Annotated in this window: 9 protein-coding genes; 3 read left to right on the top strand and 6 right to left on the bottom strand. The window is 62.9% G+C overall.

The window, feature by feature from the left end:
* Positions 1–5 precede the first annotated feature (5 nt).
* Together IP92_RS06970 and IP92_RS06965 are read right to left on the bottom strand one after the other, a co-directional pair.
* Positions 6–2,690, bottom strand: coding sequence for a bifunctional diguanylate cyclase/phosphodiesterase (locus tag IP92_RS06970; protein WP_145873800.1), 2,685 nt, complete (start codon positions 2,688–2,690; stop codon positions 6–8).
* A gap of 262 nt (positions 2,691–2,952) precedes the next feature.
* A complete protein-coding gene (locus IP92_RS06965) occupies positions 2,953–3,789 on the bottom strand; it encodes a helix-turn-helix domain-containing protein (RefSeq protein WP_145873799.1) in 837 nt (278 codons plus the stop codon).
* 159 nt (positions 3,790–3,948) lie between these two features.
* Between IP92_RS06965 and IP92_RS06960 the strand changes: the two genes are divergently transcribed.
* A complete protein-coding gene (locus tag IP92_RS06960; RefSeq protein ID WP_145873798.1) occupies positions 3,949–4,887 on the top strand; it encodes an alpha/beta fold hydrolase in 939 nt (312 codons plus the stop codon).
* A 244-nt stretch (positions 4,888–5,131) separates the two neighbouring features.
* Positions 5,132–5,779, top strand: a complete 648-nt coding sequence (locus IP92_RS06955; protein WP_158206677.1) for a PEP-CTERM sorting domain-containing protein — start codon at positions 5,132–5,134, stop codon at positions 5,777–5,779.
* A 348-nt stretch (positions 5,780–6,127) separates the two neighbouring features.
* On the opposite strand, the gene IP92_RS06950 is transcribed toward IP92_RS06955, so the two are convergent.
* The gene (locus tag IP92_RS06950; RefSeq protein WP_158206678.1) at positions 6,128–8,797 is read right to left on the bottom strand and encodes a M1 family metallopeptidase; all 2,670 of its coding nucleotides are present in this window, start codon (positions 8,795–8,797) and stop codon (positions 6,128–6,130) included.
* 189 nt (positions 8,798–8,986) lie between these two features.
* Between IP92_RS06950 and IP92_RS06945 the strand changes: the two genes are divergently transcribed.
* On the top strand, positions 8,987–9,169 hold the full coding sequence (locus IP92_RS06945; protein ID WP_145873795.1) for a hypothetical protein: 183 nt from the start codon (positions 8,987–8,989) through the stop codon (positions 9,167–9,169).
* Between the two features lie 234 nt (positions 9,170–9,403).
* Here the strand turns inward: IP92_RS06945 and IP92_RS06940 are convergent, their stop codons facing one another.
* From IP92_RS06940 to guaB, 3 genes are all read right to left on the bottom strand, one after another.
* Positions 9,404–10,513, bottom strand: a complete 1,110-nt coding sequence (locus tag IP92_RS06940) for a hypothetical protein (RefSeq protein WP_145873794.1) — start codon at positions 10,511–10,513, stop codon at positions 9,404–9,406.
* A gap of 474 nt (positions 10,514–10,987) precedes the next feature.
* Positions 10,988–12,598 carry a glutamine-hydrolyzing GMP synthase gene (guaA, locus tag IP92_RS06935; protein ID WP_145873793.1) on the bottom strand — a complete coding sequence of 537 codons (1,611 nt, stop codon included), beginning with the start codon at positions 12,596–12,598 and terminating at the stop codon, positions 10,988–10,990.
* Between the two features lie 87 nt (positions 12,599–12,685).
* Positions 12,686–14,146 carry an IMP dehydrogenase gene (gene guaB / locus IP92_RS06930; RefSeq protein WP_145873792.1) on the bottom strand — a complete coding sequence of 487 codons (1,461 nt, stop codon included), beginning with the start codon at positions 14,144–14,146 and terminating at the stop codon, positions 12,686–12,688.
* Between the last annotated feature and the right edge of the window lie 162 nt (positions 14,147–14,308).

Raw genomic sequence — 14,308 nt, 5'->3', positions numbered from 1 at the left:
GGGTGCTATAACACGTACCGCGGCAGGATCGGCTGCCGATCCGTCGCGGGCAGCGGCATCGAGATGAAATACCCCTGAATCTCGTCGCATTGGAGCTGTTTCAGGCAGCGGGCCTGGCCAACCGTCTCCACGCCTTCGGCGACGACGCGCATGCCCAGCGCGTGGGCCATCGTGATGATCGCCGTGAAGAACACGCTGCCCTCGCGCGTTTTTTCCAGTTCGGCGGTGAATGCCTTGTCCACCTTCAGCACGTCGAAATCGAGGCGCTGCAGTTGCGACAGCGACGAGTAACCGGTGCCGAAATCGTCCACGGCCAGCGCCACACCGAGCCGCTGGATATTCTCCAGCGACTGCGACACATGGACGCTGTCGGCTGTCATCGACGATTCGGTCAGTTCGATCTCGACCAGCCGCGGGGAGATACCATGCCGCTCGATCGCCTGGCGCAGCACTTCCGTCACGTCCGATTCGTTGAACTGCCGGGGCGACACGTTGATCGATACGGGGACGACGTCCCTGCCCTGCCGGGACCAGTAAGCGATCTGCGCACAGACCTTGTCGATGACGACCTCCCCCAGCTGCACGATCAATCCGGATTCCTCCGCAAGCGGAATGAAATCGATCGGCTCCAGGATGCCCCTGGTCGGGTGGGCCCACCTGACCAGGGCCTCCAGGCTGCACGTAGCGCCGGTGGCCATTTCCACCCGGGGCTGGTAATACAGGACCAGCTGGTCGGTCTCCAGCGCATGGCGCAGCTCCGCGTTGCGATCGATTTTCGCGCGGACCGCTTCGTAATACTCGCGATCGAAGAAGCGGTAATTCATCTTGCCGCTGGTCTTGACGGCGTACATGGCCGCATCGGCATGCGTGAGGAGTTCCTGCATGTCCGTGCCATCCTGCGGGAACAGGCTGATGCCGATCGAGGCGCCGACCGGGAAGCTACCGCCTGCCACGTGAAACCGTTCGTGGAATGCCTGCAGGACGCGCTCGGCGATATGGGCGACCGCACCGTGGTCCTGCGCCTGCTCGATGATGACGATGAACTCGTCGCCACCGACCCGCACGACGTGATCCGCCGGCCGCACCGCCAGCTTCAGGCGCTTCGTCACATGGCGCAGCAGTTCGTCGCCGCTGTGGTGGCCGGCCGTATCGTTCACGTTCTTGAAGCCGTCGAGATCGATGAACAGCAGCGCCACCATGTCACGCTTGTCGCCGGCGCGTTGCAGCGCCGCCGGCAGATACGCGGTCATCCAGTGGCGGTTGGGCAGGCCCGTCAACGGATCCTCGTTGCCGCGGCGCTCCAGCTCGAACATGTGCCGCTTGCTGTCGGTGATGTCCCAGGCGGTCACGGACAACAAGCCATTCGAATGCACCATCTTCACGCGATACCACTTTTCCGACGTGCCGTTGAACGGCACTTCGATTTCGTCTTCGAAGACGCCCCGTTCCACGGCGATGATGAAGCGGTGCAGCAGCCGGGCGCGCCAGTCGCTGTCGTCGCCCTGGTGCAGCGTCGACAGCCGGGCGCCGACCATGGCCTCCCGCGGCCTGCCATACAGCTCGGCTCCGGTCTGGTTACAGTCGATGACTTCGAAGTCGGCGATGGCGCCGTTCCTGTCCCGTACGGCGCGGCAGATATAGAACCCTTCGGTGCCCTCTTCGGTGGCGAGCCGGTACGCCGCGCGGGCAAGTTCAATCTGGTACTTGCGCCAGCCAAGGCGCAGCGACAGCGCCATCGCGATCAGCGTGAAGATGGCCAGCACCGCGCTGCTGACGATCGCGCGTGCCAGCGTGCTCTCCCTGACCTTCGCGAAGGCGGCGAAGGCTTCCTGCTGGTCGACGGCGGCGATGGCCACGACGGGAAAATCCGGCACCTGCTGCCAGCCGAGGTAACGGTTGCGATGGTCGCCAAACCATGCGGCGCCATCGACGAGCATGCTGCCGCCGCGCTTGGCCAGCAGCTGGCTGCGCAGCGCCGGGGCGGCCAGCGCGGCCGCGGTGAAAGGACTCGTATAGGACGCGTAGACGGTGTCGCCGACCCGGCTGGCCCGGATGGCGCCATCGCTGCCCAGGATGGACAGCAGCCCGTTGCCGCCTAGCGCCACCGGGTCGTAATTGGCCGTCAGGTAGGCCGGCGCGACCGCCGCCCGCACCACCCCGGCGAACTTACCGTCGCTGCCGACCAGGCGCCGCGAGAAATGCACGACACTGCGCCCGGACGACCTGCCTTTCGCCGCCTCGCCCACGTACAGCGCGTCGGCCGTTTGCTCCCTCTGGAAACGGAAGTACATCCGGTCGGCCACGTCTTCCCGGGTAACGCGCAAGGTATTCGTGACCAGCTTGCCGTCCGGCCCCACGATGCCGACGTTGAAGATGGGGGTGGAAGGAAACAGCCCGGGTGCGCCGGGGCCTTCCAGCCGCAACTGCCCTCCGCTGAGCGCCCATTCGAAGCGGACGTGCTGCAGGATCTGGTCGATCATGTGGAATGTCCTGCCCAGGTGCTCGGCATAGCCCCGCGCAACGGTGGCGGCATCCCGCAGCGCATCCTCCTCGCGCCCGCGGCGCTCGCGCTCGAGCGTGTTGAGGATGGACGCCCAGCCCAACGCGGCAATGCACAGCGACAGGAGGGGCCAGAGCAGGATCAGCCTGGAGCGCCGGGCAACAAAGGAGATTCCGGGTCTGATGTCCATATTCGGCAGGCGCAAGATCAGTGATGTACGAGCTGCCGGCACGTCGACTGGCGTTCCGTCGCATGACTCGGCAACAACGCCGCGGTTCCGCCCGCGACGCGTGCCACCTGCGCGTCGGCCCAGGCCGGAAAACCCCGGGGCCGACGTGACGATCCCGCAGGATGAGCAGCCAGTGTACCCGATATGCTTGCATGTTTGGAGCAGCGCGCGGGCTCGTTCATGCCCGGCGCCGCCTGGGGCGGCCCCGACCGGTAACAGCGCCTCAGCGGCGTCGCAGTTGCGCCGGGGCAACGCCCAGCAGCCGCCGCATGCAGCGCGCCATGTGGCTGGCGTGCGCGAAGCCCGTCTCCAGCGCGATCGCCGTGATGCTCGACGTGGTTTCGGCGAGCAACGCATGCGCCCGCTGGACGCGGCGCTCCAGCACGAAACGGTGCACCGGCATGCCGACGGCACGCCGGAACAGCGGCTTGAAGTGCGACACGCTGTACCCCGCGACGGCGGCCAGCTCGGCCAGCCGCAAGTCCTGGTCGAGGCAGGCGTCGATGTAGTCGATGACCTGGCGCAGCCGCCAGGCCGGCAGCGCGTTGCCCGTCGCAGGCTCGGGCTCCCGCCGCGACTGCAGGTGGAGCAGCCGCGCAGCGAGGGCGGCGGCCAGGCTGTCCGCGAACAGGCTGCCGCCCGGATGCCCGTCCTGCTCTTCCGCCCGCATGATCCAGCCGATCCGCTCGACTTGCGCGTCCTGCACGTGGATCGACGGCGCCAGCACGTCGCGATGCGCGCCCAGGCCCATCGCCTCGGCAGCGTCGTCCAGCAGCGCCGGCGCGAGGCGCAGCAGCAGCGACGTGGCGGGTGCCGACAACGTCCAGCGGGTGCTGGAGCCGGCCGGCACCACGCAGAACCGGCCGTGCAGCCGCACGCCATGCTGCTCGGCCCGCTCCGCGCGCCACGTCACGGGAACCGGCGCGCCCAGGTGCAGGCACAGCACGTGCCGGCCGTCGACCGGAGACGGGAACAGGCCCTCGGGGACGGGCGACGTCAGCACGTCCAGCAATGGCAACTGGGCGGCACGGTCGGGATAGCACGCGGGGCGTGACGGCATCGCTGGCTCCGGTCGGATGAACGTGCGGTCAGCTTCGGCCATCCGGCCCTTTTTGGCAACTGCAATCATCCGTTCGTGCCCGGATCATCCGTCCATGCGCGCGGCGAATCCGTCGCAACGATACCGTGCAGGCATCGACCACAACCTAAGGAGAATGCCTTGAAACGACGCGACTTTCTGACATTGGCCAGCGCGGGGCTGGCGGCGGCCACCCTGCTGCCGGCGCACGCCGGGCCGCTCGACGCGGCGGCCTTCCGCGCCATGCGGCGGTACGCGGACCTGCCGTGCGGCCGGATCGCCTACGTCGAGCGGGGAACGGGCCCGGCCGCCCTCTTCCTGCACGGCGCACCATTGAACGGCTACCAGTGGCGCGGCGCGATCGAGCGCCTGTCACCGCTGCGGCGCTGCATCGCGCCCGACTTCATGGGCCTGGGCTACTCGGCGCCGCACGAGGGCCAGTCGCTCGCGCCAGCCGCCCAGCTGGCGATGCTGGTGGCACTGCTCGACAAGCTGGGCGTGCAATCCGTGGACATCGTCGCCAGCGACAGCGGCGGCGCGGTGGCGCAACTGTTCGCGGTCCATCATCCGGCACGGGTGCGCAGCCTGTTGCTGACGAACTGCGACGTCGAACCGGACTCGCCACCCGCAGGCATCGCGCCCGTGCTGGAGATGGCTCGTGCAGGCACGCTGGCGGACATGACCGCCCGGTGGCTGGACGACACGGCACTGGCCCGCTCGACGTTTGGCGCGGCGGTCTATCACGACCCGGCGACGCTGACGGCCGAGACGATCGCCTGCTATGTCGAGCCGCTCGTCGCTACGCCGTTGCGGCGGGCGCAGTATCACGCGTTTCATGTAGCGTTGGCGCCGAATCCGCTGGCGGGGGTTGAGGCTTCATTGCGGCGTAGTCGGGTGCCGGTGCGGATTGTTTGGGGTGGGAGCGATACGCTCTTCGCGCGTGGCGATGCGCAATACCTGGACAGCACGTTTTCCCGATCGCGCGGCATCCGCTTCGTGCCGGATGGGAAGCTGTTTTTTCAGGAGGAGTATCCAGAGGTGATTGCGCTGGAGGCTCGGGGGTTGTGGGGCGGGGCGTGAGGTCATCGCCCTATCCCACGGGCCAGAAATAACAAAGCAATTACCCCTCTGAAGCAGCGCGAAATTCTGCCGATTTCGACGCTAGTGTTTTCCTTCTCTCCAGGGAGTGCGACAGCAACTTGGCCTTGGGCCACAAGAAGTTTACATTTGCCAACAAAAATGTTCAAATAGCAATTTGAACAAAACTGGGGGCCATTTAATGCAAATACTAAAAAACATCCTAAGCTTGTGTATGGTAGGCCTTTTGACATCACACGCAAGAGCAGAAGTCCACGAGATCAGCTTCAGCGCTGACGTATGGGGAACATCTAATGAAAGCGATTACAATTATCCTTTCGAATTAAACGGCATTACCGTTAATCGGGGCGATAAGCTAATAGCTCACATTTCCTTTGACACTGATAAGTTGGTCAGATACACGCCACCTGTTCCATATCAGCTTTGGGAGGGGATGCCGATTAATTACGCCGCAGCGTACTATCAGTATCAAGGTCTGATCTTAAGCCTCTTCACTGCAGATGGTAAGATTCTAGACACATATTCAACCAGTGCCGAGGTGGCAGTGGGCGACGGACATTCCTCTATATTCGCTGGAGCCGGAGCGTCGTCGGTATCGTTCCGCGGGGCTTCAAAGGCGTCAACGATTTTAATGTATACCATGCCGATGTGGATTAGTTTTGGCAAAGACGCGACGGCATTGGATTTTCTCAACTATAAAAACATAGGTGGGGATATCAGTGTATGGCAGGGTACAGCCGATAGCCTGCAGTCTCATTGGCTTAATGCCACGTGGAGCAGCATGCCGGAAGTCCCGGAGCCGTCGATGTACGCTCTGCTGCTCGGCGGGCTAGGCGCCCTTGTGTGCGCTACCCGGAAACATAAAGCCGCCTAGTGTAATTAGCTAGAGCTCCCCGAGTTCTAGCTGAATCTCCCTCTTACTCGATTCATGCGCCGCGAGAGTTCCATGACCGGGAAACGATGTCAAATGGACGGCGCCGTCGACGATCGAGGTGTCGGTAGACGTGCCAAACATGATGTCGCTCGCGGTAGTCGGCGCTTGCGGAGAGCTACGATGTCATGTGAGCAAACGGATCGCGGACGGTAGCCAGGTGGACGCGCTGCGCACGTGCGCAGCCGCACGCCTCCGCTTTCTGTGCTGTACCCGCCACGCTGCCGCCAGTCGGCAACGACGTGGGCGCTCACCAGGGTACTGAAGGTCAGGCACCGCCATGCACCGCGTTCAGCGCGCGGTGACCTTCGCCGCCACGGCGGCATCGGCCGCCTTGCGCATCATAGCGGCTTGCGCGTGCTTGAAGCGGGCCGTCTCCATGCCGAGCGCCAGTTGGGGCGCCATGTACGCCGGGGCCTTTTGCCTGATCCACGCTTCCAGCTGCTCCGGCGGCGCGGCGCGCCAGAACAGTCCGGGCGCTTCCTGGGCCAGGAACGTCAGCCCGAACGGCGCGTACGGTTCCAGCAGCGCATCGACATTCTTCGTGAAGAGATCCCACGCCAGTTGCGGGTGCTCGTCCGCCATCCGCCCCAGCAGCGGCAGGCGCGCCGTGCCGGCCTGCTTCGGAATCTCGCCGGAGACGATGATGGCCCCGACCTTGGCCGCCAGCGCCGGGTCGCGCACCGAGGTCAGCGCCTGGTAGTAGCGGCGCAATTCCGCCTCGTTCTTCGCGCCCTTCGCGATGGCGTGCAGCTGCTCGAACTCGGCGGGCGTCGCACTGGAGGCGACGATCGACATGACCATGAGCTGGTCGTCCGGCGCGATTGCGCTGCGGTCGGCCACGAACGCGGCGAATCGCTTGCGCGCCGCGGCGACCGTCGCCGGATCGCCCCAGGCGCCGAGCTGGCCGAGCACCGTGCGCCGCAGCTTCTGGACGCCGGGCGTATCGTCCGGGCGCGCGTCCCAGCCCAGCTGCCGCGCCAACGGCCTGACCAGGTCCCTGGCATACGCCGTGAACGCGGCGTGGCCGGGCGCGCCGCGCTGGTACGATTCGAGCGTGCCAAGCACGCCGGTGATCTGGTCCCACGCGCGCGCATTCTGCACGCCGCCCATCGCGGACACGAGCGCCAGATAGCTTGCCAACGGGGCCGCTCCCGCTTGCGCCAGCGCCCACTGGTCGTCCAGCATGGCGATCCGGTCGCCATCCTTCAGCGTGGTGAACCGGCGGGTGTTCAACGCTAGCGTGGCCGGGTCGTAGGCGACGCGGTAGTAGCCGATGGCGTCGGCGTTCACGGTGAGCGTGTCCTCGCACGTGCCGGCGTCGATCCGCTGCTCGGCGCCGGTCAGCAGCACCGCCTGCGCGGGGCCGCCGCCGCTGCGCACCTGCAGCGGAACCTGCCAGAGCCCTTTGCCTGTGCCCAGTCCCTGCAGCAGGAAGCGCTGCTGCGTCAGCAGGGCGGTGCGCCTGCCGTCCGCACCGCACGTCACGGCCACGGACACGAGCGGGAAACCCGGCTGCGTCGTCCACGAGGCGGCGATGGCGCTGATCCGGCCGCCCTTGCCGTCCTTGGCGTCTTTGCTGCTGACGGCATCGAGCGCGTTCCACAAGTCGCCGGCGAGCGTGTTCGAATACGCGTGCTTCTTCATGTAGTTGCGGATGCCCTGGCGGAAGGTATCCGGCCCCATGTGGTTTTCAAGCATGCGCAGCACGGCCTGCCCCTTGTCCAACACGATGGACGGGTCGAAGGAGTTCATCGCGTCGAGTTCGTTGACGACGGGCTGGATGATCGGCTGCGCGTTCGCGCGCGCATCCGCGGCCATCGCTTTTTCCTTGCTCTCGTCCTGCAGTTCCCACCAGCGCCAGTCGGGATTGCGCAGGTCCGTCTCGCGCGCCGTCATCCACGACGCGAAGCTCTCGTTCAGCCATAGCTCGTCCCACCATCCCATCGTTACAAGGTCGCCGAACCACTGGTGCGCCATTTCGTGCGCCTGGACCCAGAACACCTTCTGGCGGGCGGCGAGCGTACTGGACGGCGTGACGAGCAGCGCCTGGTCGTTGTACGTAATCGCGCCCCAGTTTTCCATCCCGCCGCTGAAACCGCCCGGCACCGCGATCGACGTCAGCTTGGGCAGCGGGTACTTCACGCCGAAGTAATCGTTATAGTCGTCGAGGATCTGCTGCGCCGTGGCCAGTGCGACCCGGCCGCCCTCTTCCTGGCCCTTGACTGCCACCACGTTGAAGTGCGTGCCGCGATGGTCCGCGCTGATCTCGCCCAGGTGCCCGCCCGTGAATTCAACGAGGTAGGTCGGCATCTTCGGCGTCGGCTCAAAGCTGGTCGTCGCGAGCGCGCCGTCGACCTTGCGCGAAGCCTGCGGCATGTTCGAATACACCGACCAGCTGGCGGGTGTCGTCACCGTCAGCTTGAACACGGCGCGGAACGCCGGCTCATCCCAGCACGGGAACATGCGGCGCGCGTCGGTCGCCTGGAACATCGTGCTGAGGAGTTCACCTTCGACGCCATCCGGCGTCTTGTACTGCTGGGCGAACAGGCCCACCGGCTTGGTCTGGATCTTGCCCGTGTAGTCGAACGTGAGCGTGTGGCGGCCGCACGCCGCGGGGGCATGCAGCGTGATGGTGGTGAGCTGCTGTTCGTCGCTCGACTCCACCGACTTGACCGGTTTGCCGTCGAGGAGGACGTTGCTCAGCTTCTGGTTCAACGAGTTGAACTGGATGGTCGCGGTGGGCGCCGTGACTTCGAGCAGGATCGTTTCATGGCCAGCTAGCGTGCGCGCCGCGGCATTGGGGGTTACGGCGATGTCGTACCGGATCGGAATGACGTTCTTCGGGAGCCGGCCGGGCGCGCTGGCGAAGGTGAATGTCGTTGGCGCGGTCGATTGCGCTGGGGTCGGGGACGACGTGAATGCCGTGGCGAGGGCCAAAGTCAACAGACTGATTCGCATTGCGCGGTCCTGGATGAAAGCGCAAATCATACGTATTTCTTGCTTAATGCGAATCGCTAGAAAGAGTGATAGCGGCGCAACGAAAAAGGGTGTGCTGTTGGATTGTTGGTTGGCGTTGACCTGCGCCACGTGGTGGCCGATGCGCGCGCGTAGATAGGCACCGCCATTCACCTCCGCAGCCACCCTGTGGTGCCGGGCCTTAGGCCTGCAGTGGCCGCCGTGCTTGGCGACCGCAAGCAGCTCGTGCAGGTGGTGGCGAACATCCTGCACAACGAGACCCCCTATACTCCGGGGCGCGTCACGATCACCGTCCGCCTGACGTCGTGGCGGACACCGTGGGGCTGGCGGTCGTCGACGACGGCATTGGCATGACCCCCGAGGTGGGAGAGCGCGTGTTCGAACTGTTCACTCAGGCCGAGCGCGCGTCGGACCGCCGCAAGGCGGATTGGACTCGGCCTGTCGCTGGTTCACAGCCTGTGGAACCGCACGGCGGCACTGTACAAGGGCGCAGCGAACGACCGGCGAACTTGACTGCCTAGATGATTTCCTGCTACATCACCAGATCTGATTCGAGAGGAGACACGGCGGCGACATTCATGCTACTCGTTAGTCTTTATCCTCATCAGGAGCGGGGAGGTTTAGTATCTCCTGAACTCCAGGTTCCAACCGGACTAGCTCCATATTTCTTTCAATCTGCGCAGCGGTTTGTGTAAGAAACTCAAGACGGCCTTTTGCCTCATCATCTTGGAATTCCGGAGATTCCGGCTTCGGAGGAGGAGGAGGAAGGTACCGAACCTCAATAGTGACATTCTTTGCCAATTCCAGGGCAATGAATTTCAAACTACCTGTTAGCTCTGTTTTTAGTTCATTTGCGCGACCGATATCAGCAGGAGGATTTTCATCGACAATCTGCTCGGCGAGAGCACGCGTACCCCGATCGAGCATATTATCGGCCTCCGCCGCCACCATCGCTGTCCCGTCGGCAGAAACACCCCTCTCCGTGAGCTGAGCGATCAGCTTTCTGGTCTCGACAAGCTTCTGAAGCAGTTCATTAAGCTGACTGATCGCAGTAGAAAGAGCAAGATAGACCGCCGGGACTGAGGCAAGATAAAACTGCCAATCCGAAGACGAAATAGTTCGAACTACGATCGGATTGTGCTCTGGATCAGCCAGCTCGACGAATGGGCGAAGTGCTTTATTCCATGACTTAGCACTCGCTGCCAAGTCTGCGAGCAAGCGTTCCCCCTGCGGTTCCGGTATAGAAATTCCGATTTCGCCATCTCCTCGATCAAGAATTTCATACTCTACCCCCAGGTGAGTAAATGCTTGGTCAACCGCGTTTATTTCCGTATAGAACTTCCCAACCTCAGAGAAAAACTTCCTCAACTCGCCGGCAGCCAATTGTGGCGTCATTCCATTCTTAGCAAGTATGCCCTCGATCTTATCAAACAGGCGGTCTCCAATATAATTCTCTGCATCGATAGCCTCGATCAATTTAGCAAGCGTCGGGTACGGCTTATTAAGTTTTGATTTCGAAAGTGTTGACCTCAGCTCTTCAAGCTGCGACCGAAAATTATTTGCCACGTCGGAATTTCCGGGATTTGCAGCAAGCGCTTCAACTTCGCGAATAACATTTTCTATCTTTGCTCCAACCTCTTTCTTTTTATACTCAACATTTAGTGAGGTAACTAAAGCATGAAATTTTCCGAGATGCATTGTCTTCCTTCAAATATTAAACAAGATCCTAGAGCTAGCTTTGGGCAGTGGGGACGCGCTCCAAATACAGATCGCTAATTCAGTATATCCATTACCATAAATGCATTCATCTTCCCACCAGGCATCATGGGTGGGACGCGCTGCAGGGCAGTAGCTCAGTGTAAATACATGTTACCAATCGTTCAAGTGTAAATTTCGATGAAGAACGAAGGAGTGCAAAACTACAACATCTTGAAGGATTTTAAAAGTCACGGCACCCCCGGGTGCAGTCGCCACCCATATGGCGCCGAACCTTCGTGGGTCATATGCCGATTTCGACATGGCTCTGCAGCCTTCCGTTAAGTCTTTTTCGCTGCCAATAAGGAGAACGCCAACAGCCGATTGTAGTACGGCACATAGGAATAAAAACGCCTCTGAAATCAGAGGCGTAATCGCATATTGCCTGATTAGGCCCTGCCCCTTGGGGCGACCTCATCACTCCCACTCGATCGTCGCCGGCGGCTTCCCCGAGATGTCATATACGACGCGGTTCAACCCCCGCACCTCATTGATAATCCGATTCGACACCCGCCCCAGCAGTTCGTGAGGCAAATGCGCCCAATGCGCCGTCATGAAATCCTGCGTCTGCACAGCCCGCAACGCAACGACGTAATCGTAAGTCCGCCCATCCCCCATCACCCCCACCGACTTCACCGGCAGGAACACGGCAAACGCCTGCGACGTCGCCTCATACCAATTGCGCGGGGCAGCATCCTGATCGAACCCCGGCACGACAACGCCTTCATAAGCCGTATTACGCAGCTCCTCAATGAAGATCGCATCGGCCCGACGCAGCAGATCCGCATACTCCTTCTTCACCTCGCCCAGGATCCGCACACCGAGACCCGGACCAGGGAACGGATGACGGTAGACCATCTCATACGGCAGACCGAGAGCAACACCTAGCTTGCGCACCTCATCCTTGAACAGTTCGCGCAGCGGCTCCAGCAGCTTCAGCTTCATGTGCTCCGGCAGCCCGCCCACGTTGTGGTGGCTCTTGATCGTCTGGCCCTTCTTGCCCTTGCCTGCCGACTCGATCACGTCCGGGTAGATCGTGCCTTGCGCCAGCCATTTCGCGTTCGTCAGCTTCGCGGATTCCGCATTGAACACCTCGACGAATTCGGCGCCGATGATCTTGCGCTTCTGTTCCGGGTCCGTCACGCCGGCGAGCTTGCCCATGAACTGGTCGGTGGCGTCCACGCGGATGACCTTCACGCCCAGGTTCTTGGCGAACATGTCCATCACCATTTCGCCTTCGTTCAGGCGCAGCAGGCCATGGTCGACGAACACGCAGGTGAGCTGGTCGCCGATCGCGCGGTGGATCAGTGCCGCGGCCACGGACGAATCGACGCCGCCGGACAGGCCCAGGATCACTTCATCCGTGCCCACCTGCGCGCGGATCTTCTCGACGGCTTCGGTGATGTAGTCGGGCATGTTCCAGTCGGATTTGCAGCCGCAGATCTCGTGCACGAAGCGGCCCAGCATTGCCTTGCCCTGCACCGTGTGCGTCACTTCCGGGTGCCACTGCACCGCGTAGAACTTGCGCTCTTCGTCGGCCATGCCGGCGATCGGGCAGCTGTCGGTGGAGGCCATCAGCTTGAATCCCGGCGGCATGTCCAGCACCTTGTCGCCGTGGCTCATCCACACCTTCAGCATGCCGTGGCCTTCGTGCGTGACGAAGTCGTTGATGCCGTTCAGCAGATTCGTATGGCCGCGGGCGCGCACTTCGGCGTAGCCGAATTCGCGCACCAGGCCGTTCTCGACCTTGCCGCCCAGCTGCGCGGCCATCGTCTGCATGCCGTAGCAGATGCCCAGCACCGGCACGCCCAGTTCGAACACGGCTTGCGGGGCGCGCGGGGCGTCGCCTTCCAGGGTGGAGCTGTGGCTGCCGGACAGGATGACGCCGGCCGCGCCGTAGTTGCGGACGAATTCGTCGGACACGTCGTACGGGAAGACCTCGGAGAACACGCCGGCATCGCGCACGCGGCGTGCGATCAGCTGGGTCACCTGGGAGCCGAAATCGAGGATGAGGATTTTAGAGTGCATTGAGTGTGCTTACTGAACTTGGGAACCGGGACAAAATGGAAAAACGCCGGCAGGTTTTGCGCACCCTGCCGGCGTTTCGCGGAGCGTTTATTCCGAACGGTAGTTCGGCGCTTCCTTGGTGATCTGCACGTCGTGCACGTGCGATTCGCGCATGCCGGCGGACGTGATCTCGACGAATTCCGCTTTCTCGCGCAGTTCGTCGATCGTCGCGCAACCGCAGTAGCCCATCGACTGGCGCACGCCGCCGACGAGCTGGAAGATGATCGCCAGCACCGAGCCTTTGTAGGCCACGCGGCCTTCGATGCCTTCCGGGACGAATTTATCCGCCTTGGCCGACGCTTCCTGGAAGTAGCGGTCCGCCGAGCCTTCGGCCATCGCGCCCAGCGAGCCCATGCCGCGGTACGACTTGTACGAACGGCCCTGGTACAGGATCACTTCGCCCGGCGCTTCCTCGGTGCCGGCGAACATCGAGCCCATCATGACGGTGTTCGCGCCGGCGGCCAGCGCCTTGCTGATGTCGCCGGAGAAGCGGATGCCGCCGTCGGCGATGCATGGCACGCCCGTGCCTTCCAGCGCTGCCGCGACGTTCGAGATCGCGGTGATCTGCGGCACGCCCACGCCGGCCACGATACGCGTCGTGCAGATCGAGCCTGGGCCGATGCCGACCTTCACCGCGTCCGCGCCGTATTCGACGAGCGCCTTGGCCGCGGCCGCGGTGGCGATGTTGCCGCCGATGACGTCCACGTGCGGGTACTTCGTCTTGATGTATTTCACGCGGTCCAGGATGCCCTGCGAGTGGCCGTGCGCCGTGTCGACGACCAGCACGTCCACGCCGGCCTGCACCAGCAGGTCGATGCGTTCCTCATCCTTCGCGCCCACGCCGACGGCCGCGCCCACCAGCAGCTTGCCATGCTGGTCTTTCGATGCGTTCGGGTGTTCGGTGGATTTCTGGATGTCCTTCACGGTGATCAGGCCACGCAGTTCGAATGCGTCGTTGACCACCAGCACGCGCTCCAGGCGGTGCTTGTTCATCAGGCGCTTCGCTTCGGCCGTGTCGGCGTTCTCGCCCACGGTGACGAGCTTTTCGCGCGGCGTCATCTTGGCGCGCACTTCCGCGTCCAGCTCTTCTTCGAAACGCAGGTCGCGGTTCGTGATGATGCCGACCACCTGCTTGCCTTCGACGACGGGGAAGCCGCTGATGCCGTGCTGTTCCGTCAGCTTGATCACGTCGCGGATCTTCATGTCCGGCGGAATCGTGATCGGGTCGCGCAGCACGCCCGCTTCGAAACGCTTCACCTTCGCCACTTCGCGTGCCTGGTCGGCCGGACGCAGGTTCTTGTGGATGATGCCGATGCCGCCTTCCTGTGCCATCGCGATCGCCAGGCGGGCTTCGGTGACGGTGTCCATCGCCGCGGACAGCAGCGGGATGTTCAGCGTGATATTGCGGGTCAGCTTGGTGCGGAGGGACGTTTCGGCAGGCAGAACGTTCGAGTACGCGGGGACGAGGAGCACGTCATCGAACGTGAGTGCTTTTTGAAGAAGACGCATGGTAGTTTTCCTATCGGCGCAAAAGTGAATTATACAGAAGTTCGGCCATTTCGTCCTTGCATCTGGGAAAAGCTCAGCTACAGATGGCCGCTTTTGCCGTGCCGCGATTGACACTTGCGGCCAATCGCGGTGAAATCAGGTTGATTCAACAGGGAAACAAAG

Origin of the sequence: Pseudoduganella flava, from assembly GCF_007830495.1 — a bacterium.
GTDB classification, from domain to species: domain Bacteria; phylum Pseudomonadota; class Gammaproteobacteria; order Burkholderiales; family Burkholderiaceae_D; genus Rugamonas; species Rugamonas flava.
Note: the sequence above shows the minus strand (reverse complement) of the source record. Positions and strands in the feature narration are given on the sequence as shown.